Source organism: Nonomuraea sp. NPDC048882, assembly GCF_040649755.1.
In the GTDB taxonomy this organism is placed as follows: Bacteria; Actinomycetota; Actinomycetes; order Streptosporangiales; family Streptosporangiaceae; genus Nonomuraea; species Nonomuraea maheshkhaliensis.
The window spans coordinates 103,604-127,245 of sequence record NZ_JBEZGB010000019.1 but is presented as its reverse complement, the minus strand read 5'-3'; the positions used below and the strand labels follow the sequence as shown (position 1 = coordinate 127,245).

The following is a 23,642-nucleotide window of genomic DNA, read 5'->3' as shown; positions in this document are numbered from 1 at the left end:
GGGGTCAGCCTCGGATTCGGGGGTCGATGGCGCGGTAGGCCAGGTCCAGAAGGGTGCTAATGGCCACGTACACGACCGCCGACAGCAACACCACCGCCATCACCACCGGCATGTCCCGCCCGGTGACCGCGTCCATCGCCACCCGCCCGAGCCCCGGCCGCCCGAACAGCACCTCGGTGATCACCGCGCCCCCGAGCAGGGTGCCGGTGAACCAGCCGGCCAGCGTGACGGCGGGGATCAGCGCGTGCCGGAGCGCGTGCCGGGCCACGAGCGCGCGTTCGGTGAGCCCGCGCGCCCTGGCGGTGACCGCGAACGGCTGCTCCAGCGCCCGTTCGAGACCACCCCGCAGCACTTGGCCGAGCACCCCGGCGATGGGCAGCCCGAGTGCGAGCGCCGGCAGCACGAGCGCCCGCGGCCCCGCGGCTCCTGAGACGGGGAACCAGCCGAGCGTGAACGAGAACACCGACAGCAGCACGATCCCGATGAGGAACGGCGGCACCGACACCGCCACCAGCTCGGTCGCCGACGCCGCGCCACGCGCCGCCCGCCCCCTACCGGCGGTGAGGAGGGCGATGAGGCCGGCCAGCGTCACGCCGGTCCCCGCGGCGGCGAGGGTGAGTTGCGCGGTGGGCCCGACCTGGGTGGCCAGGATCTCGCCGACGCCCCGCTGCAGTTGGTACGACCGCCCGAGGTCCCCCTGGACGAGCCGCCACAGGTAGGACAGGTACTGGACGATCTCGGGCCGGTCGAGCCCCCATTCGCGGACGATGGCGGCCCTGATCTCGGGCGTGTCGGCCCCGTCGCCGACCAGGATGTCCACGGTGTCGCCCGGCGCGAGCAACAGGGCCACGTACGAGGCGGTGGCGGCGGCCCACAGGACGGCCAGCCCGGTGCCGAGCCGTTTGATCACGTCTCGATCCGCACGTCGTACGCGGACGCGGGGGTGCCGGAGGCGGGGTCGAACCCGAGCCCGCGCACGCTCTTCCTGGCCGCGATCTGGTCGGCGGGCACGTAGATCGGGAAGACGATCGCCTTGTCCCGCACCACGACCCGCTGCACCTCGGCGTAGAGCTTCGCGCGCCGCGCCTGGTCGGAGCTGGAGCCGGCCTCGGCGATGGCCTTCTCCACGCTCGCGTCCGAGTAGTGGGTGCGGTTGAGCGCGCCCTTGCCCGGCAGGAGGAGGTTGAGCGCGGCGCCGGCGTCGGAGTCGCCGCGGGAGTTCTCGAAGATCTCGTACGCGTCGTCCTCGACCGCCTTCTGCGCCGTGCCCGTGTCGACGATCTTGACCTGGAAGTCGATGCCGGCGTTCTGCTTGACCTGGGCCTGGATGGCCTGGGCGAGGACGTCGCGCCGGTCGCGTACGTAGGCGGAGGCGGCGACCGTGCGCACGCTCAGCCGCCGGCCGTCCTTGACCCGGTAGCCCTCGGCGTCGCGCTGCCGCCAGCCGGCCTGGTCGAGCAGCGTGTTGGCCTTGGCCACGTCGCCGCCGAACGAGCCTTCGAGCCCGGCGTCGTAGAAGGGGCCGGCCTTGCCGATGACGCTCCAGGCCCTGGTGGCGGTGTCCTGGTAGACCGATTTCAGTACCGCGTCCACGTCCACGGCCTCGCGGAACGCCTCTCGTACGCGCTGGTCGTCGAACGGGGGATGCGAGGTGTTGAAGTAGTAGGTGAAGGCGGTGCCGGAGTTGAGCGCGGTCCGCAGGGTGAGGTCGGGGTCGCTCTTGATCAGCCCGGCCTCGGTGGCGGGGACGCCCTCGATGACCTGCACCTGGCCGGAGGTGAGCGCGCCGACCCGCACGGCCGCCTCGGGCAGGAACCGGTAGGTGACTTCCGCCAGGTGGGCGGGGCCCTGGTGGGCGGCGCCGGCGGGCGGCCACTTGTAGGCGGGGTTGCGGCGGTAGTGGATCTCCTGGCCGGGCACGTAGCGGTCCAGGATGAACGGCCCGGTGCCGACCAGGTCGGGCCCGCCGAACTTCAGGTCCTTGGCGCCTTTCAGCGACTTCGGGGAGATCTGCCCGGCGTAGGGCGAGGCGAGGAAGTCGAGGAAGAGGCCGTCCGGCTCCTTGAGGGTGATCCGCAGCGTGGTCGGCGAGACCACCTCGGCCTCCTCGAACGCCCGTAGCTGGATGGCGGCCACGGCGGCGTTGTAGCCCTCGACCTTGAACTGGTCGAGGTTGGCCTTCACCGCGGCGGCGTCGAACCGGGTGCCGTCGTGGAAGGTCACGTCGTCCCGTAATTCGAGGGTGTAGGTCAGCTCGTCGTCCGACACCTGCCACGACTTGGCCAGCCATGGCTGGAAGGAGCCGTCCTTGGCCCGTGACAGCAACGCGTCGAACTGGTTGAAGACGAGCAGCCTGACCTTGTTCTGCGACCACTGCTGGGGGTTGAGCGTGATCGGCTGGGTCTCGACGGCCCAGGTCAGGCCGGTGGGCGCGGCTTCCTCGGCGGCCGGCGCCGAGCCGCAGGCGGCCAGCGTCACGGACGCGAGGAGCAGGGCGGTGGTCAGGCGCTTCACGGGCGGTCCCAGGCTTCGGCGAGCAGCTCGTACGAGCGCACCCGATCGTCGTGGTCGTGGGTGATGGTGGTGACGAGCAGTTCGTCGGCCCCGGTCACGCGGCGCAGCGTGCGCAGTCGCTGCACGACCTGGCCGGGGGTGCCGGTGAACTGGGTGTCGACGCGGTCCTTGACCAGCTCGACGTCCTCCCGGCTCCACTCGTGGGCGGCGGCCTCGGCCGGGGTGGGGAAGCGCATGGCGCCGGCGCCGGTCCTGATGCTGCGCACCCACAGGGCGTACGGGGAGGCGAGTTCGCGGGCCTTGGCCTCGGTCTCGGCCACGACGGCGTCGGCGGAGACGATGACGTACGGCTCGGCCAGGTCGTCCGACGGTTTGAACGCCTCCCGGTACGCCTCGACGGCCTCCAGCACACTGGACGGGCTGACGTGGTAGTTGGCCGCGAACGGCAGTCCGTGCTCCCCCGCCACCTGCGCGCTCTGGCCGCCGCTGCTGCCGAGGATCCACACCTCGACGTCGGCGCCCTCGCCGGGGACGGCGTGCGCCTCGTGCGTGCCGGCCAGGAAGGCGAGCACGTCGTCGATCTGCGCGGCGAAGTCGGGCGTCTGCGCGCCCGGCTGCTGGAGCAGAGTGGCGTAGTGGGCGAGGTGCGGGTGCTTGGCCAGCCGGGAGAAGTCGAACGGGGGCGGGATGAGCAGCCCGTCCACCGTCCTCGCCTGGGGTGGCTCCGCAGGAGGGGTCGCCGCGGCGAGTTCGGCGCGGCGCTGGCCCGAGCGGCCGATCCCCAGGTCGATCCGCCCCGGGTGCAGCGCGTCGATGAGGCCGAACTGCTCGACCACCGACAGCGGCGTCTGGTGCCCGAGCTGCACGGCCCCCGACCCGACCCGGATCGTCGAGGTGGCGGCCGCGATGAGCGCGATGAGTACGGCGGGCGCCGAGCTGGCGACGCCGGGCGCGAAGTGGTGCTCGGCCAGCCAGTAGCGGCGGTAACCTGCCGCCTCGGCGCGCCGGGCCAGATCGATGGAGTTGCGCAGCGCGTCGGCGGCGCTCTTCCCCGAGGAGATGGGGGCGAGGTCGAGGATAGACAGCGTCATGAGGCTCCTCGGGCTTCGGGGAACGGCCGGCTCGGGATCTCGGCGCGCAGCACGGGCGCGATCTCGGCCTGGAACAGCTCCAGCGTGGCTCGGTGCTGGGCGGGGGTGAGCCCGTCGGCGTCGGCGTGCAGGTGCATGACCTCGTGCCCGAACCGCTTGTGGTAGCGCAGGACCTTGTCGATGATCTGCTGCGGGCTGCCGACGAGGATCGAGCTGCGCTCGATCGCGTCCTCCAGGGTGGGGAAGACGATCGGCAGGCCCAGCCTGCGCTGCAGCGCCACGCGGGCGTCGAAGATCGGCCGGTACGCGGCCACGGCCTCCTGCGAGGTCGGGGCCGCGTAGAAGCCGGCGGACCCGGCGCCGACCAGCGCATCGGCCGGGTCGTGGCCGTAGTAGGCCCAGCGTTCGCGGTAGTGCTCGATCAGCTCGGCGTACGGCTCGATCGGGTTGGTGACGTTGGCGGAGAACAGCGGGTCGCCGTAGCGGGCGGCCAGGTCGACGGACTCCTTGCTGGTGGCGCTGCCGTGCCAGACGCGGATGGGGCGTTGCAGGGGGCGCGGCCAGGTCTCGGCGTCGGTGAGCGAGGGCCGGAACCGGCCGCTCCAGGTGACCTTGTCCTCCCGCCACAGGCGGCGGAACAGCTCGTACGACTCCCGGTTGCGCTCCCACTGGTCCTCGGCGGTGACGTGGAACAACTGGGCCTGGGCCGCGCCGTTGCCCTTGCCGATGATGAGGTCGAGCCGCCCGTCCGACAGGTGGTCGAGGGTGGCGTAGTCCTCGTAGGCGCGGACCGGGTCGAGCAGGCTCAGCGTGGTCACGGCGGTGAACAGGCGGATCCTGGACGTCTTGGCCGCGATGTGGCTGAGCACGACGGGCGGCGAGGAGGAGATGAAGGGGCGCTCGTGCCGCTCCCCCACGCCGTAGCCGTCGAAGCCCAGCTCCTCGGCCAGCACCGCGTTCTGGACGACCTCGCGGAAGCGTTCCGTGGCAGAGCGTTCGCCGGTGTGCGTGATCAGGGTGATGAGCAGGAACTTCATCGTGCCTCCGCGTAACGGCCGGCCGGGCGGGGCAGGCCGAGCAGCCCGCGCAGCGTGCCGGCCTCGTACCGGCTCCTGAACGCCCCCCGCTCGCGCAGCTCGGCGGTCAGGCCGGAGGCGATCTGCCACAGGTCGTACGGCACCGCCCCCGGCCGCAGCCGGAAGCCCTCGATGCCGGCCCGCCGCCACTCCAGCAGTTGATCGGCCAGTTTCCGCACGGTGCCGGTGAAGATCGCGGCGTCGGAGACGAACTCGGCCCCGTCCAGCTCGTCGAGGCGGGCCTTGCGGGCGGCCGCGTCGTCGCCGAGGAAGACGACGAGGTCGGCGAAGATCTTCAGCTCGCCGGACAGCCCCCTGACCTCGTCCACGATGGCGCGGGCGTGCTCGGCCGAGTGCGGGGTGACGAAGACGACGTCCGCGCTGGAGGCGGCGAACTCGTACGGCAGCCGCGCGTGCGCGAGCGCGGTCACCACTGGCTGTCCCTGCGGCGACCTGGGCGTGATGGAGGGCCCTCGGACCGAGAAGAACGGCCCGTCGAAGTCGATGTGGTGGAGTTTGTCCCGGTCGATGAAGCGGCCGGTGGGCACGTCCCTGATCTCGGCGTCGTCCTCCCAGCTGTCCCAGAGCCGCCGGGCCACCTCGACCGCGTCGGCGGCCTCGGCGAACAGGGCGCGCACGTGCGGGTCGGCGGACAGGTCCGCACCGCCGGGCCGGTTCAGCACCTGGTCGAGCGGCGGGAACTCCCTGCGGCCGAAGTGGCGGGCGTCGGAGGCGCGCACGGAGACCTGCGGGCGCCATCCGGCCCGCCCGCCGCTGACGTGGTCGAGGGTGGCGATGCCGATGGCGACGTGGAACGGCTCGGTGTGCGTGGTGGTGGCGGTCGGCACCAGGCCGATCCCCCGGGTGAGCGGGGCCAGGCGGGCGGCGAGCAGCACGGCGTCGAAGCGCCCGCGTACCTGGTCGGTGCGGTCGTCGTCGCCGTCGGGCAGGCTCGACTGGAGGCCGAGCGCGTCCTCGATCGTGACGAAGTCGAGCAGCCCGCGCTCGGCCTCGGCGACGAGTCCGGCCCAGTAGCGGGCCGAGAACAGCGCGCGCGGCGCGGCGCTCGCCTCGCGCCAGGCGGCCGGGTGCCAGCCCGCGCCGTCCAGGGCGGCGGCCAGGTGCAACGTCATGCCAGCTCCAGGTGTTCGCGCAGGGTGGTGCCGGTGTAGTCGGAACGGAACGAGCCGCGCTCCTGCAGCAGCGGCACGACGCGGTCGACGAAGTCGTCGAGGCCGCCCGGCGTCAGGTGGGGGACGAGGATGAACCCGTCGGCGGCGTCCCCCTGCACGTGCTCGTCGATCTGCCGGGCCACGGACTCGGGGGTGCCGATGAACGTCTGGCGGCCGGTCACCTCGATGACCAGCTCGCGGATGCTCAGCCCCTTCTCCTCGGCCAGCGCCCGCCACTTGGCGGCCACGGCCGCGCGGTCCTTGATCGGCACCCGTCCCTGGGAGACGCCCTCGTCCAGGTCGGGCTCGATGTCCGGCAGCGGGCCTTCCGGGTCGAAGGCGGACATGTCGCGGCCCCACACCTGCTCCAGGAAGGCGATCGCGGTCTGCGGCCCGACCTGCTGCCGCCGGATCGTGGCGGCGTTCTCGGCGGCCTCCGCCTCGGTGTCGCCGAGCGCGTACGTGACGCCGGGCATGATCTTGAGCTGGTGCGGCTCGCGGCCGTGCCCGGCCAGGCGGCCCTTGACGTCGGCGTAGAAACGTTTGCCCTCCTCCAGCGTGCCGTGCCTGGAGAAGATCACGTCAGCGGTGGCGGCGGCGAACTCCCTGCCCTCGTCGGAGTCGCCGGCCTGGATGATGACCGGGTGGCCCTGCGGGGCGCGGGGCAGGGTGAAGCGGCCCTCGATCGAGAAGTGCTCGCCCTCGTGCTGGACCGTGCCGACGGCGCCCTCCCGGACGAACCGCCCCGCGGCCTGGTCGGCGAGCACGGCGTCCGGCCGCCAGGAGCCCCACAGCTCGCGCGACAGGCGCACGAACTCCGCGGCCCGGGTGTAGCGGTCGGCGCGGTCGAGGTAGCCGCCGCGGCGGAAGTTCTCGCCGGTGAAGGCGTCGGAGGTGGTCACCACGTTCCAGGCGGCCCGGCCGCCGCTCAGGTGGTCGAGCGTGGCCAGGCGCCGGGCCAGCTCGTACGGCTCGTTGAAGGTGGCGTTGACCGTGCCGGCCAGGCCGAGCCGGCCGGTGACGGCGGCCAGGGCGCTGAGCAGGGTGAGCGACTCGGGCCGCCCGACCACGTCCAGGTCGTGGATGCGGCCCTTGAGCTCGCGCAGCCGCAGCCCCTCGGCCAGGAAGAAGAAGTCGAACTTGCCCCGCTCGGCCGTCCTGGCCAGGTGGGCGAAGGAGGCGAAGTCGATCTGGCTGCCGGAGCGGGGGTCGGCCCAGACGGTGGTGTTGTTCACGCCGGGGAAGTGGGCGGCCAGATGGATCTGCTTGCGGCTCATCGCAGCCGCTCCATGGGTCGGGTCACGCTTGGCTCCGGGGTGCTCAGTCTTCTGGATGCGGGAGGAACCGGCCGAAGCGGCCCTGGTGGTAGAGCAGCGGACGGCCTGGGTTGTGCGTGGTCACCTCGGCGACCAGCCCGACCACGAGGATGTGGTCGCCGACCTCGGCCGTCTCGTACGGCAGGCAGACCAGGTGCGCGGAAACGTCCTGGAGCAGGGGCGCGCCGAGCGGCCCCGGCCGCCAGCGGGTGGGCGGCGCGAACCTGTCGATGTTCTTGCGCGCGAACCGGGAGGCCACCTCGGCCTGGTCGCTGGCCAGGATGTTGACCGCGAAGTGGTCGGCGGTGCGCAGCCAGGGCCAGGTGGAGGAGGACTGGTCGACGTAGAAGGAGACCAGCGGGGGTTCGAGGCTGACCGAGGAGAAGGAGGTGGCGGTCAGCCCGACGGGGACGCCGTCGTTCTGGGCGGTGATGACCACGACGCCGCTGGCGTGCACGGCCAGCGCCCTCCTGAAGTGCTCGGCTTCGACGGCGCGGTCGGGCAGGGTGTCCGTCATGCCCGGCCCCTCCTCTCGGATGCGTAGCGGGCGGCCATGAACCTGGTTGAGATCACGGAGTCTGTTCCTCACGAAGAAGTGCGCGCTCAAGCGGCGCTGCGCGAGCGCGGGCGAGCGCGGGCGGAAGGGTTCGTCAGCGGAGCGTGGACGGCGTCGGCCACGCCGGAGCACGAGGGTGAAGGGCGGGCGGGGGCCGCGCCGCCGGCTACTGGTCCGTGATCAACGACACTGGGCGCTGGCGACGTGGCAGCAGTCCACGTGCGGGCGTCCGGTCAGGAGGAATCCCTGGCTCATGTCAACGACGCTAAGCCGCGATCCTCGATAAGTCAATATTTCCTACTGGTTTTGAGGGAAATCACAGAGGGAGTCCGGCGTACACCCTCGTCGCGTTGCCCGCGAGCACGGCGGCGGCCACCTCATCCGGCAGCAGCCCGGCCACCGCGCGGGCGTTGGCGGCGGTGCCGGGGACGCCCGGCCAGTCGGTGCCGAAGACGCACTTCCTGGCCAGCCGGGCCAGGTCGAAGCGGGCATAGTACTCGGGCAGCCGCTTGGGCGGCAGGCCGGACAGCTCCAGCCAGACCGTCTCGTTGGACAGGGCCAGGAAGGCGGCCGCGTCGTACCACCAGCCGCGCCCGCCGTGGGCGAGCACCACGTTGAGCCCGGGGAAGTCGCGCACGACCGGGATGAGGAAGGCCGGATCGGCGTTCTCGTTGGCCGAGCCGGGGAAGGTGCTGGTGCCGCAGTGCACGACCAGCGGCACGCCCTGCTCCTCCAGCACGCGGTAGGCCGGGTAGAGCGCCGCGTCGTCGCAGCGGAAGCCGCCGTGGACGGGATGCAGTTTCAGCGCGGCGGCGCCGAGGGCGAGCTGCCTGCGCACCTCGGCGGCGAGCGGGAAGTGCAGGTGCGGGTTGACGTTCGCGACCGGGCGGAACCGGGACGGGTTGTGCTCGACGATCGGCAGCAGATCCTCGAACGCCTGCGTGCCGGTGGCCTTCGGGCTGTATTCGCACAGCAGCAGCGCCACGTCCACGCCCTCGGCGGCGAACAGCTCGTCCAGGCGGGCCGGACGGGGGCGGCCCTCGGCGTCCCAGACGTCCTCGATCAAGCCCTCGGGGCCGAAGTCGCGGGCCCAGCGCAGCCAGGCGGGCTTGAGGGTGCCGAGCACCGGCACGTGGACGTGGGCGTCGATGAGCGGCGTGCCGTCGAGCATGCCCCGTACATTACGCTCTACACAGCCGCCATGGACCGGCGGTGGTTTGTAGCACGTGAACGGAGCCCACATGACCCAGGGCGAGACGCGGGACAGAGCGTCGGCGGGAGCGCGTTCGCTGCTGCTGACCGTGCTCGGCGAGTTCGTCCTGCCGCGCGGCGGCGAGGTCTGGACGGGCACCCTGGTCACCGCGCTGGGCGCGCTCGGCGTCGAGGAGAAGTCCGCCCGCCAGGCCCTGTCGCGCACGGCCGCCGAAGGGCTGCTCGGCTCCGCCCGCCACGGCCGCAGGGTGCGCTGGAGCCTGACCCCGGCCGGCGACCGGCTGCTGCGCGAGGGCACCGAGCGCATCTACGGCTTCATGCGCGGGCCGCACGACTGGGACGGCCGCTGGCTCGTGCTCACCGCCGGCGTGCCGGAGTCGCAGCGGCGGCTGCGTCACCGCCTGCGCACCCGGCTCACCTGGCTCGGGCTCGGCTCCCCCTCCCCCGGACTGTGGGTGATCCCCGACGCCTCCAAGGAGGCCGCCGTCCGCGAGGTCGTGCGCGAACTCGACCTAGGCGACCGCGTCTTCGCCTGGACGGGCCCGTCGGCCGGGATCGGCGACCCGGCCAGGCTGATCACGGCCGCGTGGGACCTCGGCGACGTGGAGAAACGCTACCTGGCCTTCATCGAGCGCTTCGCGGGCGTCACGGCGGCCACCGGCCGGGAGGCGTTCGTCAACCAGGTGCGCATCGTCCAGGAGTGGCGCCGCTTCCCGTTCCTCGACCCCGACCTGCCCGCCGAGCTGCTGGAGCACGACTGGCCAGGACCGAGGGCCGCGGCCGTCTTCCACGACCTGCGCAACCGCTGGCACCGCAGGGCGCAGGCGGAGTGGGACACCATGGACGGCGAGGCGGGCGCGCGCCCGTAGGACACTCTACGGCTACTCGACGCCGCGCCGGCCGTCTGTCGCCGGTCCTCAGGACCGCTTCTCAGTTCTTGATGCCGGTGAGCGTGACCCCCTCGATGAAGTAGCGCTGCAGGAAGAAGAACAGGGCGATGATGGGCGCGATCACGGCGGCGGAGGCGGCCATCAGGTATCCCCACTGGGTGAGGTACGTGCTCTGGAAGGAGGCCAGGCCGAGGGAGAGCGTGTACTTCTCCTCGTCGTTGAGATAGAGCAGCGGCCCGAGGAAGTCGTTCCACGTGCCGATGAAGGTGAAGATCGTCACCACCACGATCGCGGGCTTCGACAGCGGCATGACGATCGTCCAGAAGACCCGCCACGGCGAGGCCCCGTCGATGTAGGCGGCCTCGTCCAGCTCGAACGGGATCGTCAGGAAGAACTGCCGCAGCAGGAACACGTTGAACACCCCGCCGCCCGCGCCGGCGAACCAGCTCGGCACCGTGAGCGGGACGAACGTGTCGAGCGCGCCCAGCTCCTGCCACATCACGAACGTCGGGATGAGCGTCACCGCGTACGGCAGCATGACCCCGCTCAGCAGCACCGCGAACGCCACGTTCCGGCCCCGCCAGCGCAGCCGGGAGAAGCTGAAGGCGGCCACCGAGCAGGTCAGCACCGTGCCCAGCACGCTGATCACCGCGATGATCACCGTGTTGACGAAGTACAGCCAGAACGGCTGCGCCGTGAGCGCCTCGGTGAAGTTGTCCCACTGGAACGGCGACGGGATCCACTCGGGCGGCGCGATGAACATCTGCGCGTCCTGCATGAGCGCGCTGCGCACCAGCCACACGAACGGCAGCAGTGTGGGCACGGCCCCGGCCACGAGCGCCACGTACAGCAGCGGCTTGCCGAACCTGCGCGGCCGGCGCGGGCCGGCGACCGGGGCGACCCGCGCGGTGCGCGGCGGCGTTTCCAGCGCGGTCATCGGGCTCCCGCCATCTCGTAGTAGACCCAGCGGCGGGCGTTTCTGAACAGCAGGAACGTGATTACCACGATGATCATGAACAGGACCCAGGCGAGCGCACTGGCGTAACCCATCTCGCTCTCCTTGAACGCCATCCTGAACAGGTAGTAGACGTAGAACAGCGTGGCGTTGTTGGGGCCACCCTCGGTCATCACGTACGCCTGGTTGAACACCTGGAAGGTGCCGACCACGCCCACCACGAGGTTGTAGAAGATGGTGGGCGTCATCATCGGCAGCGTCACGTGCCAGAAGCGCCGCCATGGGCCGCCGCCGTCGATCGAGACCGCCTCGTACAGGTGCCGCGGCACCCCTTGCAGGCCGGCCAGGAAGATGACCATCGTGTTGCCGAAGCCCCAGGTGCTCATCACGATCAGCGACGGGATCGCCATCGCCTCGTCGTAGATCCACTGCCCGGCCGGCAGCCCGGCCTGGCGCAGCAGCGAGTTGAGCAGCCCGAAGTCCGGGTTGAAGATCCAGATCCAGAGGACCACGTTGGCGATGGCGGGCACGAGCGTGGGCAGGTAGAAGATGGTCCGCCAGATCGGCAGCCCGCGTACCTTCTGGTTGAGCAGCATGGCGACGGCGAAGGAGACGATCAGGACGAGCGGGACCGCGCCGAGCGTGTAGTACGTGGTCGCGCTCAGCGACGTCCAGAACAGCTCGTCGTCCACCAGCTCGGTGTAGTTGCCGAGCCCGATGAACGACGGCGAGCCGCCCACCTGCCAGTCCGTGAGGCTGAACACGAGCGAGGCCACCATCGGGCCCGCCGTGAAGATCACGAACCCGAGGATCGCCGGGAGCGCCATGAGCAGCCCCCAGCGCCGCTCCATGCGGCGCTGGCCTGACAGGCGCTTGTTCGGCGGGCGTTCGTTCGGCGGGCGCGGGCCCGAGGGGCTCCGCTGGGTGTCCGGCATGTCACGGCTCCTGGACGTGCTGCCAGCCCTGCAGCATGCCGGTGATCTTCGGGCTGACCGCCTTGAGCACCTCCGCCGCGGGCCGCTTGCCCGACTCGATCTCCTGCAGCGCGGGGGTGAGCACGTCGCTGGAGATGGCGGACAGGTTCTTGACCCGGTTGCGCAGGTCGGGCACGCCGTGGTCGCGGGCGTAGTCGACGACCGCCGTGCGGAACTCCGGCGGGTGGCCGTCGTTCTTGGTCCAGGAGTCGATGGCGGCCTGGTCCTCGTAGTACTTCTTCTCCTGGGGCATCCACAGGCCCTGCTCGTACAGGTCCACATACTGCGGGTCGATGTGGAAAGCGAACAGCTCGACCGCCTCCTCCACGTGCTTGGTCGTGCTGAACACCGAGGAGGCGCCGGCGACCTGGGAGGTGGTGAACGGCTCGGCGTACTTGGGCAGCACGCCGATGCCGTAGTCGACCTTGCTCTCGTTCATGTCGAGCAGGCTCCAGTGGCCGTCCACCACCATCGCCACCCGCTTGGTCTTGAGCAGGATGTTCGTGCCGGGCACGTCGTCGCCGGTGGCCGCGAGCTGGCCGGGGCCGGGGGCGACGCGGTGCTTGTAGACGAGGTCCTGGAGGTTCTGGAAGACCTGGATCGCCTCGGGGGTGTCCAGCAGGCACTTCTTGCCGGCCTCGTCGGCGAAGTCGGCGCCGTTACTGCGCAGGAAGCCGTACCAGGCGGCGGCGTAGGTGAGGCTGATGGAGATGCCGAACTGCCTGACCTGCTTGGGGTCGAAGCCGGACTCGTCCGGGTGCTTGCCGTTCTGGTCCACGGTGAGCTTGTAGGCGTTCTCCACCAGCTGGTCCCACGTCCAGGCCGAGGAGGCCACGGCGGGCGGGGTGGCGGCGCCGGCCGCCGCGATGGCCGACTTGCTGTACCAGAGCAGCTCGATCTCGTTGGCGGTGGCCACGCCGTGCAGCTTGTCCTGGCCGTACCAGAGGTAGGCGTCCGGCAGGTAGCCGGCCAGCTGCGGATATTTCTGCAGGTACGGGAACAGGTTGACCAGGTTGCCCTGCTCGGCCAGGCGGAACGACATCGACATCGGCACGTACCCGAGGTCCGGGGTGTTGCCGCCGGCGACCAGGCTGTTGAGCTTGACGTCGTACTCGTCGGGGGTGAAGACCGGCTTGACCTTGATGTCCTGGTTCTTCTGCTCGAAGGACTTGAGCATCTTCTCGACGGCGGCCTTCTCGAACGTCGAGCCCCAGTACATGAACTGCAGCTGCGTCGATCCGGCCGCGCCCGTCCCTCCGCCCGAGCCGCAGGCGCTCACGCCGGCCGCTCCCAGGGCGGCCAGGGAGCCCATTCTGAACAGGTCTCTTCTCTTCATGCGTGCGTGTCCTTACGCGAGGGGTGTCCAGACCCGCATGACGCCGCCGTCGCGGTTGTCCCACTGGTAGTAGGGGACGGCCACGGCGGTGGTGGGGGCCGGGAGGCTTTCCGGGGGTGCGGTGCCGTACGGCAGGCCGTCCGGCGGGGCGGGAGGCAGGCGGACGGCGTCCGCCTCGATGAGCACGGTCCTGCCGACGCCGGGCAGCTCGCGCTCGACGGCGCGCAGCCGGGAGTCCGGGGTGAGCGCCAGGTCGTCGAGCTCGCCGTCTTGGTCGATCTGCTCGAAGCAGTAGACGAGCGGGCCGCGCTCGATCGCGGCGCAGCCGCGCAGCGCGTCGATCTTGCGGTGCGGCAGCACGAGCCTGGGCGTCATGTCCAGGTCGAGGGTGAAGGTGTCGCCGGTACGCCAGTCGCGCCGGATCTCGGCGTAACCGTCGGCGTTGGGGGTGAGCTCGCCCGGGGCGCTCCAGGCGGGGACGCGCAGCTTGAGCGTCCACTCCCCGCCCGGCGTGTCGCGGACGGTGAACCGGACCCGGCCGTCCCAGGGGTAGTCGGTCGCGACGGCGAGGGTGATGCCGCCGGCCCGGATGGTGCCGGGCACGTACTGGTGCACCGACAGGCCGTCGTCGTCGGTGGTGGCGACGTAGTGGCCGAGTGAGGCGACCAGGCGCATGATGTTCGGCGGGCAGCAGGCGCAGGCGAACCACTCCCTGCGCCGGCCCAGGTAGGCGTCCTCGAACAGGTCGGCGCGGCGCTGCAGCGGGTTGACGTAGAAGAAGCGCACGCCGTCGGCGGAGGTGGAGGCGGCGAAGGCGTTGTAGAGGGTGCGCTCGATGAGGTCGGCGTAGCGGCCGTGGCCGGTGGCCAGCAGCAGCCGCCAGTTCCAGTGGATGCTGGCGATGGCGGCGCAGCTCTCGTTATAGGCGCGGTCGGGCGGCAGCTCGTAGCGCTCGCCGAACGCCTCTCCGTCGTGGCGCGAGCCGTGGCCGCCGGTGATGGCGGTCTTGGTGGCGACCAGGTCCTCCCAGCGCCGCACCGAGCAGGCCAGCAGCGTCTCGTCGCCGGTCTCGACGGCCACGTCCACCACGCCGGCCTCCAGGTAGAGCTGGCGTACGGCGTGCCCGACGGCGGTGTCCGCCTCGCGTACGGGCAGGTGGTCCTGGGCGTAGAGCGGCCCGAGGCCGGTCTCGGCGATCAGGCCCCGGCCGCGGTTGTCGATCAGCTTGCGCGCCAGCTCCAGGTAGGAGCGCTCCCCGGTGTGCCGGTACAGCTCGACCAGGGCCGTCTCCACCTCGGCGTGCCCGTCGATGGCGTCGTCGCCGTCCACCAGGAAGCGCTGGACGAGCAGGTCGGCGAAGCGGCGGGCGACCGCCATGAGCTCCTCGCCGAGGCCGGCCCGCGCCGCGGCGACCGCGGCCTGGATGAGGTGGCCGGCGCAGTACATCTCGTGGCTGTACTCCAGCTCGGTCCAGATCTTGTCCGGTTTGACCATCTGGTAGTGCGAGTTGAGGTAGCCGTCGGGGCGCTGGGCGCGGGCGAGCAGCGCGGCCGTCTCCGAGACGAAGGCGCGGTAGCCGTCGCCGGGCAGCCGGCCGTGCTCCCAGGCGACCGCTTCGAGCTGCTTGTACAGGTCGGAGTCCTGGAAGCGCAAGCCCTGGAAGGAGCCGGCGCTCTCGCCCGCGGCCAGCCGCAGGTTGGGCACGGCCCCCGACTTCTCCATCTGCTCCAGGCCGAGCGGGATGCCGGCCTCCCTGTTGATCCGCTGCCAGCGCCCGAACGGGCCTCCTTCGATCTCGACGTCGTCGATGCCCAGCGGTCGCTGTACGCCGGTGGAAGGTGCCAGCGGGCCGCGGACGCGGTCCGTGCGGTCAGACATCGCGCTCCCTGTGACTGGGAAGAGGTTTTCTCGCCGAAATGTAGGATGTGATACAGCACTAGTCAATAGTCCCAGCGTGTGCGGCGTATCTCGGTCGGCAAACGATTGCCTTTCCTTGCCCCCGTCGTCCGCCCGCCGGCGAGCGTCCCGATGCCCGAAAACCTTTTCCCAATAGTGCTAATTGCCGTTTGCTGCAACATCGCAGAACGGCCTTGACAGACGCCTCCTCCTGAGTTTTGCTTCCGAAAACCTTTCAGTTTTTTCGCCCAGAGGACCCGGAGAAAGGCTCCCCATGAGACGACTGGCCACCGTGGCCGCGTTACTCGCGTCCTTCCTCGTCGCCGGCACCCCGCCGCCCGCCCACGCCGCTCCCACCGCGCAGGTCGTCGACCTGTTCGGCCGGACGGTCAACTCCTACGGCGTCAAGCTGGTGGACTGGCAGGGCTACCTGGCCAACCCGTACGTCGAGCTCACCGTCAGGCCGCCCGCCGACGTGCGCTTCCCCGTCACGATCGACCTCAAGGCCGAGGGCACCTCCCGGCTGATGATGGACCTGCCCAGCCGGCTCACCGCCACCGGCGCGACCAAGACGCTGACGTTCGCGAACGCCGCGGAGTCCAGGATCTTCCGCCTGGCCATCCACTCCAAGCGCGGCCCAGGCGCCGACGAGCAGCACACGCTGCGGCTGACGACCAGGGACGCGGGCGGGGCGACGTACGAGCAGTCGATGCCCATCCACGTGCAGCAGGACGAGAAGACGGCGCTGCAGCCGTCACTGCCTCTCGCCTTCGACTATCGCCACGACACCATCACCGGCTACTTCGGCGACGCCGCCGTGCGCACGGCCGCCGAGGAGGCGGTCAAGGACTGGTTCCGCTTCTTCGACATGGAGCCCTTCGACACCGTCGCGGCCGGCGCCGAGCCGAACCACCTGCCGGGCAACGACTGGCAGAACACCGTCAACGTCACCAACGCCTCCGCCTACAACGGCATGTACGTGCACTTCCGGGGGATCCAGACGCCGTACTCGACCGGTTACCCGGCCGCCAACGGCCGCTACAGCACGCGCGGCGGCAGGCAGGTCGCGGGCCCGCTGCACCGCTCGACGGCGATGATCCTGGAGTACGACGAGGCGAACAAGCAGCTGTTCACCTCCCTGGCCGACGAGGACTGGTACAAGACCGACATCCAGGGCTCGGTTCTCGATGTGCACGGGCTCGTCATGCACGAGTACGGCCACGCGGTCGCCTTCCACAGCGACTGGGCCGGGATGCGCTCGTACGTGGCCGGCGGCGGCAACGATCCCGACGTGGTGGCGTACCAGGGCCGGGCCGTGCCGCTCGACGGCAGCTACCACATCCCCGGCGACCAGCCCTACTGGGACCGGCTGAGCGGGCAGAGCGGCGGCTGGAACCACCTGTTCCCCACCCGCAGGTGGATGCTGACCAAGCTGGCCTTGCTGGTGGCGGAGAACGCGGGCTGGACGCTCAACCGCGACCTCACCCCGTTCCTCGAACCGTCGATCACCACCACCTCACTCCCCCAGGCCACGCCCGGCTCCGCCTACCGGCAGACACTGGCCGCGAAGGGCGGCGTCCCGTTCTACGACTGGCAGGTCACCGGCGGCTCGCTGCCCGCCGGGCTCTCCCTCGACCGCTTCGCCGGCGCGATCACCGGCACCCCCACGGCGGCGGGCGCCTTCACCTTCACCGTCCAACTCAGGGACTACGACCGGCTGAGCACCCCGGTGAGCAGGACCTTCACGCTCACGGTCGGAGCCGGCGGCGCGACGAATCTGGCCGCGTCCGCCACTCCGTCGGCCTCTTACACCTCCGCCTGGGAGAGCGTGGCGGCGCTGAACGACGGCATCGACCCGCCCTCGTCGAACGACACGGTCAACCGCCGCTGGGGCACCTGGCCGCAGACCGGCACGCAGTGGGCCGAGCTGACCTGGCCGTCGGCGCGCACGCTGCGCTCGGCCGAGGTGTACTTCTTCGACGACGGCCAGGGGGTGCGGCTGCCCGCGTCGTGGAAGCTGCAGTACTGGAACGGCAGCGCGTACGCCGACGTGCCCGGCACGTATCCGATCGCGCTCGACCGCTACAACCGGGTGACGTTCGAGGCCGTGAGCACCACCAGGCTCAGGGTGGTGCTGCAGAGCGGCGCGGCGTCGGTCGGGCTGCTGGAGGTGAAGGCGTACGCCTGACGACCGCCCGCGTCGGCGAGTGCGTGCGCCTGACGGTCGCTGGCGTCGGCGAATGCGTGCGCCTCAGAGCGCCTGACGCCGGGACGGCCGCCCGCCGGAGTGTCTGAGCGCGGCCGGGTCAGGCCCCTGAGGAGATCAGACCCGAGGAGATCAGACCCGAGGGGATCAAGCTGATGAGGGGGCCAGGCCCGCGCCGCCGAGCAGGTCGAGCTCGATCATCTCGGCCGACTTGACCAGCCGGAACGCCTCGGCGGCCTCCGAGCTGCCCCTGACCTGCGTGAGCGCGGCGTCGAGGTCGGCCTGGCTGCGCCACACCTCGGTCACCCAGACGGTGTCGGGCGCGTCGGTCTGCCGGTTGACCAGGTACAGCTCACAACCGGCCTCGCCTTCCAGGCGGGTGGCGGCGGTCAGGAGGAGGTCGGCGAGCTCCTGGCCCCGGCCGTCCTGGGCGATGAACTTTCCGTAACGGGCTTGTCGGGTCACGGCGCCGAGCCTATCGGGCGCCGGTCAGTCGCCCGTGAACAGGGAGGACGGGAGCGGGATGGCGGGGAACGGGTTGTCGGGCAGCAGGACGACCCGGCGCGGGTGCTCCGCCTGGCCGGCCGCGTCGAGGTGCAGCAGGGCCGTGCCGATGCCGGCCGCGCCGACCATGTAGCCGGTGTCGGCCGTCACCTCACCGGGCCGGAGCCGCCGGTACGCCTGGTACCAGCGGTAGCCCTGCCCGTTGTGGTCGGTGGCCCGGCCGATCAGGTCGGCGGCGAGCGTGCGGGCGTATTCGAGGTGGCGCTCCTCGCCGGTCGCGGCCCACAGCCCGGCGAACAGCTCGATCACGCCGGCCGTGCCGCAACACTGGCAGGCGACGTTCCAGTAGCCCTCGGTACGGCGTCGCGGCACCCCGCTGCTCACGATGCCGTGCGCCAGCCGTCCCGCCCACTCCAGGTCGCCGGGGTCACCCGCCACCCGGTAGAGCTCGTAGAACATCCTGGCCACGCCCGCCGAGCCGGAGCAGAACCCGAGGTAGTGCAGGTCGCGGGCCTGCGGCACGTGGTGCGGGACGACCGCGCAGGCGCCGGTCACGTGGCTGACCTCGCGCACGAAGGCGGCGCCGCTGCGCGCGGCGTGCAGGAAGCGGTCCTCGCCTGTTACGCCGTACAGGCGGGCGAGCAGGAACGCGGTGCCGGACGTGCCGGCCAGGAAGCCCGGCGTGACGGCGTCGACGGGCAGGTCGGCGCAGTCGCCGAAGCGGTGGCCGGGGACGGGCAGCCGGGCGATGCGCCGCCCGGCCTCGACCGCCGCCTCCTCGTACGCAGGCACGCCGAGGTGGGTGGCGGCGCGGAGGAGCCCGAGGATGATGCCGCCCTCGCCGCGCTGCGCCGGGTCCCGCGACCACTGCACCCCGTCGCCCGAGCTCTGCTCCACGCCCCGGCGGACGATGAGGTCGGCGATGGCCGCCGCCTCCGCCTCGAACTCGGCCTCGCCGAGCGTCCAGCCGGCCTCCATGAGGGCGATCATGACGCCGGTCAGGCCGTGGTAGAGGGTGAGGTCGTCCTGCTCGCGCCAGGTGGCGGCGAGCCGGCGGGCGCCGGCCCTGGCATCCTCCAGGTAGGCCTCGTGTCCGGTGGCGGTGGCGAGTTCGAGGAAGAACAGCACGATGCCGGCCGCGCCCGAGTAGAGAGACCAGGGCTCGGAGGTGACCGCCGAGGCGCCGCGCGCGTCGGGGTTGGCCAGCCAGCGCCGGCCGTGCTCGTCGTCGATCGCGGCCGACCTGATCCACCTGCCGGCCATGATGGCGGCGGTCAGCGGGGAATCGGCGCGGGCGCTCGACGCGCGCATCTCCTCGAGACTCATGCCCTTATTTTCCCATAGGTTGAGTAGGAATACTGGGAATTCCGGGATTTCGTGCAGTCACCCGGCGGCTTCGGCGGACCGTACCAGTATGGCGGCATCCCACCGCTCCGCCGATCCCGCCGCCGCCATCGTCTCGTCACCGTGACCCGTCACGATCATCCTCCATCGCGATCGGCCTCCTTCCGTCCGTACGGCCAGCCACTACGGGTTGCCATGTCACGACATCTACCGCCACAGCGTCCGTTCTCACACACTGACCCGCCGTCATGGGCGGCCGTCTTCACGAACGGCCGCATCGCGGGCGGGTGCGTCGCGGTCGTCGCCTGTCACGCCCAAGGCTCGCAGCAGGACGGCTCTGAGTTCGGCGTGGCGCGCGCCGCCGTCGAGTCGCTGTTCGGTCGCGATCCTGCCGTCGTCCAGGACGAGCACGCGGTCGGCCAGGGCGATGGCCTCGTCCACGTCGTGGGTGACCAGGAGCACGGACGGGCGGTGCTGCTCGTACAGGCGGCGCAGCAGGGCGTGCATCTTGAGCCTGGTCAGCGCGTCGAGCGCACCGAAGGGCTCGTCGGCCAGGAGCAGGCGGGGCTCGCGTACCAGGGAGCGGGCCAGCGCGACGCGCTGCTGCTCGCCGCCGGACAGCTCGTTCGGCCAGGCGCGCTCACGGCCGGCCAGCCCTACCTCGGCCAGGCTCTCCCGTCCGCGCCGCTCGGCGCCCGGGGGCAGGCCGAGGACGACGTTCGGGAGCACCCGCTGCCAGGGCAGCAGCCTGGCGTCCTGGAACACCACCGACACCTGATCGGGCACCTCGACCGTGCCTCCGCTCACCCGGCTACCCGGCCGGACGCCTGTTCTGTCGTGTGCCCGGTCATCGGACCGCCCGCCCGAGCCGCTTCCCGAGCCGCTGTCCGACCGGCCGCCCGATCGGACACGTGTCCAGCCGCGTGCCCCACCGGTCCGGCCGCCTGTCCGGCTGCCCTGACGACGGCTCGAATGGCCGTCCGTCAGGTCGCCGTCCAGGCCGGCCAGGGCACGCAGCAGGGTGCTCTTGCCGGAGCCGCTGCGGCCGAGCAGGGCGACGAACTCGCCGGGCGCCAGCTCCAGGTCCAGCCCGTCGAGCACCGCCCGCTCCCCGTAGACGCGGGTCAGGCCCTTGACGCGGGTCAGCTCGCCAGCGTGCGCCGCCATGACAACGCCCTCCTCTCCACGATCCGCACCGCGGCGTCGGAGAACAGGCCGAGCAGCCCGTACAGGACGAGGCCGACGAGGATGACGTCGGTCTGCCCGTACGTGCGCGCCAGATCCATCATGTAACCGATGCCGCTGGTGGAGTTGATGAGCTCGGCCACCACCAGGAACAGCCAGGCCGTCGTGACCGCGAAGCGCAGCCCGAGCAGGAAACCCGGCAGCGCCCCCGGCAGGACCACCTTCCCGATGAACGCGCCGCGCCCGAGATCGACGGTCTCGGCCAGCTCGACGTAACGGCTGTCGATGCCGCGCAGGCCGTTGTGCGTGTGGATGTAGATCGGCACGAGCACGCCGACGGCGATGACGGTGATCTTCATGCCCTCGCCGATGCCGAGCCACAGGATGAGCAGCGGCATCAGCGCCAGCGACGGGATCGCCCGCTTGATCTGCACGGGCCCGTCGATGACGGCTTCGCCCCAGCGGCTGAGCCCGGAGACGAGCGCGAGCACCAGCCCGAGCGGCACGCCGATGGCCAGGCCGAGCGCCACTCGGCCGACCGAGGCCAGCAGGTTGTCCTGGAGGCGGCCGGTCCCGGTCAGCTCGGCGGCGGTGCCGATCACGTCCCAAGGCGGGGACAGGAAGCGCGGGTCGAGCCAGCCGGTGGCCGAGGCGGCCGTCCAGAGGGCGAGCAGCAGGAACGGCCCCAGCAGGAACCCGAACCTGATCCGCCGCCCCGGCCGCAACCGGCGACGAGTTCGCGAGCGGGCGGGGGTCGCGGGACGTTCGTCGCGCCGGGAGTCGCCCCCAGGCTCGGCGGCACTCCCAGCGTCGGGGCCGGAGTCGCGGGGTGAGTCGAGGAGGGTCATCGGGCACCGCCGCCGATCGCCTCGGCGCCGACGGCCTGGTAGCGCAGGTCGTACAGGTCCTGGGCCTTCAGCGGCGGGTTGCCCGTCTCGGCGGCCAGGATGTCGATGGTCTCCTGGTGCCTGGCGATGGCCTGGGACCAGTCGGCCGGGATGTCGGGCTCGCCGGCCAGCTCGATGAGATACTGCCCGTCGGCGGCCGTGAGGCCCTGGTCCTTGACGTAGTAGCCCTCGATCCACTCCTTCGGGTGCTCGTAGACCCAGCGGGCGGCGCGGGCCCAGGCGGCGACGTATTCACGGATGGCGGCGGCCTTGGCCGGGTCCTGGAGGGTGGCCGTGCGGACGTAGAGGTGGCCGGGGTCGTCGCGCAGCCCGTGGGCGACGGTCGTGGCGCCGTCCCTGCCGAACTTGGCGGTGTAGCGCTTGATGTTGACGCCGCCGATCGGCGCCACGTCGACCTGCCTGGAGGCCAGCGCGTTGGGGTAGACGTCGCCGGTGCTCGGCAGCTCGACGAGGGTGACGTCGTTCTTGGTCAGTCCCGCGTGCTTGAGCACCTTGAGCACGAGCGCGCCCTGGGCCTGACCGGGGCTGTAGGCGATCTTCTTGCCGCGCAGGTCGGCCAGGGTCCGCACGTTCACGCCGGGGGCGATGCCGAGCTCGTACGTGGGGTGGGTGAGGGGGTCCTTGCGGAACCTGGAGGCGACGATCTTGACGGGCAGGCCGGTCCAGTTCGCGTGGATGGGCGGGATCTCCGCGACCGCGCCGACGTCGAGGGCGTCGGCCCTGAACGCCTCGCTGGTCTGGGGGCCGCCGCTGAGGTTGGCCCATTCGACGTCGAACGAGAACTTGTCGATCTCGCCGGACAACTGGAGCGCCACCTTGGTCGGAGGGTCGCCGATGATCAGCTTGGTGCCGGCGGGGACGGTGGCCGGCAGCGGCGCGTCGGCGGCGAGGGCCGCTTTCCCGCTCTCTGGGGCGGCGCAGGCGGTCAGGAGGGCGATCAGGACGGTCGCGGCGAGCGCCGCCGGTCCTCTCGCGGCAGGTCTCTGGGAGGGGGCAGACATGTGGCTGGTCCTCTTGGGGTCGTCGCGGACAGGGGTGTTCGGCCCGTACGGGAGGGTGCGGGCGGATCGTTCCACTCTGTGATCAGCGACACTGCGCGCTGGCGACGTGACCGAAGTCCACGTGCGGGCGCCGGGTCAGGCGAAGGCCCTGGCTCATGACCATGAAGCTACGAGCCCCGAGCCACTAAGTCAACATTTCCTACCAGATATACATGATTTGATCGCGCAAGAACCGGCGCAGGCTTACCGACCGGCACGGACGTTCCCAGAGAGGATCGGGGTCGGTCCGCATGCGGGCCGGTCGGAGAAGCCGCTGGTCAGTCGGCGTGCAGGCGGTGGAGGTCGGCGAGGTTCTGGCGGTAGAAGGCGAGGTCGCTCTCCAGCTTGGCCCGGGTGAAGCGGCCGGGCGCTGCGTCGCGGGCCGAGCGGCCCATCTCCGTCCAGAAGGACTCGGGATCCGGCCCGTCAGCGCCCGCGTCGCCCTCGGGGACGAACTTGAGCGCCTCCGCGATGGCGTCGGCGGCGAAGGACCAGTCGGCGGCGACGGTGTCGAGCCCCTCCGGGTCGGACGGGTCCTCGGCGAGCAGAAGACCGCCTTCCAGAGCCCTGCTCGCGTACGTGGACGCGACCAGCACCCACTGGCCGGGGTCGAGCAGCGCGCTCAGCCCCGTGCCGAACGTCGCCTCCGCCTGCCTGGCCGTCTCCTCCGCCTCGTAGGGGACGAGAACCTCGACGCCGCCGGCGCGCACCAGCCAGCCCTCGCTCCCGTCGGCGACCGCCGCCTGCTCGGAGCCGCCCGGCGCCACCAGGTCGAGATAGACGTACGCCTCCACGAGGCTCCGCGCCGGCCCCGGCCCGTCAGCACCGTGTTCCAGATCGTCGATAAGGCGGGGGTCCGGCCCCTGGTCCGGGTCGCGGCCGGGGACTTGGCGCCGAGGATCGGGCCCGGGGTGCTCGGGGTCGTGATCAGGCATGCCGGGCCGCCAGATCGCGATAGGAGTCGCGGACGATCAGCAGCCGGTCGAGCCGGAACCTGCCGGGCTCGGCCGCGCGTACCTCCCGCCCTCGCGGCGACCAGAACCCGTCGTCGGGCACCGCCTCCGCTCCCGGCGGGATGAACTTGACGACCTCCTCCACCGCCGCGGCGGCCACCGCCAGCGTGCGTCTGGCCTCGGCCTCGTCGTCCACCGGCACGTTGCCCGCGGTCAGATCGGCCACCCACATCCACTCCCCCGCGTCGAGCAGCTGCGACCGCTCCTGGCCCCCGAAGGTCGGGTAGCCCGCCGGCATCACGGGGCGCTCGGGCAGGCCGAAGACGAACTCCCTGTCCCTGCCGCACTCCCCGCAGACGCCGCTGTAGCGGTTGGCCGGCCCGTCGGCGGCGCCGACGATCCCGCTCTCCCAGGTCGTGTCCACCGAACCGCAGGTGCATGGGTGCAGGTCGAGGTAGAGGTGGGCCTCATCCCTCGTCCGCGCTACCGCGAAGGTCATCTCCGTCTTCTCTCC

General features: G+C 71.5%; 21 protein-coding genes. 2 read left to right on the top strand and 19 right to left on the bottom strand.

All coding sequences use genetic code 11. The annotated features are described in order from the left end of the window. Positions 1-4: 4 nt before the first annotated feature. From AB0C27_RS45800 to AB0C27_RS45765, 8 genes are all read right to left on the bottom strand, one after another. Entirely contained in the window at positions 5-910 is a 906-nt protein-coding gene (locus tag AB0C27_RS45800) for an ABC transporter permease (RefSeq protein WP_357858944.1), read from the bottom strand. Then, positions 907-2,514 carry an ABC transporter substrate-binding protein gene (locus AB0C27_RS45795; protein ID WP_357858941.1) on the bottom strand — a complete coding sequence of 536 codons (1,608 nt, stop codon included), beginning with the start codon at positions 2,512-2,514 and terminating at the stop codon, positions 907-909. The genes AB0C27_RS45800 and AB0C27_RS45795 overlap by 4 nt, the downstream gene beginning before the upstream one ends. Further along, positions 2,511-3,605 carry an MsnO8 family LLM class oxidoreductase gene (locus AB0C27_RS45790; RefSeq protein ID WP_357858939.1) on the bottom strand — a complete coding sequence of 365 codons (1,095 nt, stop codon included), beginning with the start codon at positions 3,603-3,605 and terminating at the stop codon, positions 2,511-2,513. Before AB0C27_RS45790 ends, AB0C27_RS45795 begins: the two co-directional genes overlap by 4 nt. Beyond that, complete coding sequence (locus AB0C27_RS45785; RefSeq protein WP_357858936.1) at positions 3,602-4,642, bottom strand: LLM class flavin-dependent oxidoreductase; 1,041 nt, start codon at positions 4,640-4,642, stop codon at positions 3,602-3,604. Before AB0C27_RS45785 ends, AB0C27_RS45790 begins: the two co-directional genes overlap by 4 nt. Further along, the gene (locus AB0C27_RS45780) at positions 4,639-5,814 is read right to left on the bottom strand and encodes an LLM class flavin-dependent oxidoreductase (RefSeq protein WP_357858933.1); all 1,176 of its coding nucleotides are present in this window, start codon (positions 5,812-5,814) and stop codon (positions 4,639-4,641) included. The genes AB0C27_RS45785 and AB0C27_RS45780 overlap by 4 nt, the downstream gene beginning before the upstream one ends. Next, the gene (locus AB0C27_RS45775) at positions 5,811-7,130 is read right to left on the bottom strand and encodes an NtaA/DmoA family FMN-dependent monooxygenase (RefSeq protein WP_357858930.1); all 1,320 of its coding nucleotides are present in this window, start codon (positions 7,128-7,130) and stop codon (positions 5,811-5,813) included. Before AB0C27_RS45775 ends, AB0C27_RS45780 begins: the two co-directional genes overlap by 4 nt. A 43-nt stretch (positions 7,131-7,173) precedes the next feature. Then, positions 7,174-7,686 carry a flavin reductase family protein gene (locus AB0C27_RS45770; protein WP_346111894.1) on the bottom strand — a complete coding sequence of 171 codons (513 nt, stop codon included), beginning with the start codon at positions 7,684-7,686 and terminating at the stop codon, positions 7,174-7,176. 355 nt (positions 7,687-8,041) lie between these two features. Further along, positions 8,042-8,896: an amidohydrolase family protein gene (locus AB0C27_RS45765; protein ID WP_357858926.1), complete on the bottom strand. Its 855-nt coding sequence runs from the start codon at positions 8,894-8,896 to the stop codon at positions 8,042-8,044. 70 nt (positions 8,897-8,966) lie between these two features. On the opposite strand from AB0C27_RS45765, the gene AB0C27_RS45760 reads away from it, so the two are divergent. After that, positions 8,967-9,806: a PaaX family transcriptional regulator C-terminal domain-containing protein gene (locus AB0C27_RS45760; protein ID WP_357858923.1), complete on the top strand. Its 840-nt coding sequence runs from the start codon at positions 8,967-8,969 to the stop codon at positions 9,804-9,806. A gap of 61 nt (positions 9,807-9,867) precedes the next feature. Here the strand turns inward: AB0C27_RS45760 and AB0C27_RS45755 are convergent, their stop codons facing one another. Genes AB0C27_RS45755 through AB0C27_RS45740 form a run of 4 tightly spaced genes read right to left on the bottom strand, consistent with a single transcriptional unit; the run spans position 9,868 to position 14,970 of the window. After that, the gene (locus tag AB0C27_RS45755) at positions 9,868-10,764 is read right to left on the bottom strand and encodes a carbohydrate ABC transporter permease (RefSeq protein ID WP_357858920.1); all 897 of its coding nucleotides are present in this window, start codon (positions 10,762-10,764) and stop codon (positions 9,868-9,870) included. Beyond that, on the bottom strand, positions 10,761-11,717 hold the full coding sequence (locus AB0C27_RS45750; protein WP_357858917.1) for a sugar ABC transporter permease: 957 nt from the start codon (positions 11,715-11,717) through the stop codon (positions 10,761-10,763). Before AB0C27_RS45750 ends, AB0C27_RS45755 begins: the two co-directional genes overlap by 4 nt. A gap of 1 nt (position 11,718) precedes the next feature. Next, positions 11,719-13,092 (bottom strand): extracellular solute-binding protein, encoded by a 1,374-nt coding sequence (locus AB0C27_RS45745; protein ID WP_357858914.1) that lies wholly within the window; start codon positions 13,090-13,092, stop codon positions 11,719-11,721. A 12-nt stretch (positions 13,093-13,104) separates the two neighbouring features. Beyond that, on the bottom strand, positions 13,105-14,970 hold the full coding sequence (locus AB0C27_RS45740; protein WP_357858911.1) for a beta-L-arabinofuranosidase domain-containing protein: 1,866 nt from the start codon (positions 14,968-14,970) through the stop codon (positions 13,105-13,107). 292 nt (positions 14,971-15,262) lie between these two features. Between AB0C27_RS45740 and AB0C27_RS45735 the strand changes: the two genes are divergently transcribed. Next, entirely contained in the window at positions 15,263-17,176 is a 1,914-nt protein-coding gene (locus tag AB0C27_RS45735) for an Ig domain-containing protein (protein ID WP_357858910.1), read from the top strand. 165 nt (positions 17,177-17,341) lie between these two features. Here AB0C27_RS45735 and AB0C27_RS45730 read toward each other — a convergent pair whose 3' ends face one another. The 7 genes from AB0C27_RS45730 to AB0C27_RS45700 form a co-directional block, all read right to left on the bottom strand. Continuing rightward, positions 17,342-17,659 (bottom strand): antibiotic biosynthesis monooxygenase family protein, encoded by a 318-nt coding sequence (locus AB0C27_RS45730; RefSeq protein ID WP_357858907.1) that lies wholly within the window; start codon positions 17,657-17,659, stop codon positions 17,342-17,344. Positions 17,660-17,683: 24 nt separating this feature from the next. After that, a complete protein-coding gene (locus tag AB0C27_RS45725; protein WP_357858904.1) occupies positions 17,684-19,024 on the bottom strand; it encodes a lanthionine synthetase LanC family protein in 1,341 nt (446 codons plus the stop codon). A 264-nt stretch (positions 19,025-19,288) separates the two neighbouring features. Next, a complete protein-coding gene (locus tag AB0C27_RS45720) occupies positions 19,289-20,209 on the bottom strand; it encodes an ABC transporter ATP-binding protein (RefSeq protein ID WP_357858901.1) in 921 nt (306 codons plus the stop codon). Then, positions 20,185-21,075 carry an ABC transporter permease gene (locus AB0C27_RS45715; RefSeq protein ID WP_357858898.1) on the bottom strand — a complete coding sequence of 297 codons (891 nt, stop codon included), beginning with the start codon at positions 21,073-21,075 and terminating at the stop codon, positions 20,185-20,187. The genes AB0C27_RS45720 and AB0C27_RS45715 overlap by 25 nt, the downstream gene beginning before the upstream one ends. Continuing rightward, positions 21,072-22,136 (bottom strand): ABC transporter substrate-binding protein, encoded by a 1,065-nt coding sequence (locus AB0C27_RS45710; RefSeq protein ID WP_357858895.1) that lies wholly within the window; start codon positions 22,134-22,136, stop codon positions 21,072-21,074. Before AB0C27_RS45710 ends, AB0C27_RS45715 begins: the two co-directional genes overlap by 4 nt. Positions 22,137-22,453: 317 nt before the next feature. After that, on the bottom strand, positions 22,454-23,110 hold the full coding sequence (locus tag AB0C27_RS45705) for a hypothetical protein (RefSeq protein ID WP_357858892.1): 657 nt from the start codon (positions 23,108-23,110) through the stop codon (positions 22,454-22,456). Continuing rightward, on the bottom strand, positions 23,103-23,627 hold the full coding sequence (locus AB0C27_RS45700; RefSeq protein ID WP_357858889.1) for a hypothetical protein: 525 nt from the start codon (positions 23,625-23,627) through the stop codon (positions 23,103-23,105). Before AB0C27_RS45700 ends, AB0C27_RS45705 begins: the two co-directional genes overlap by 8 nt. Positions 23,628-23,642 lie beyond the last annotated feature (15 nt).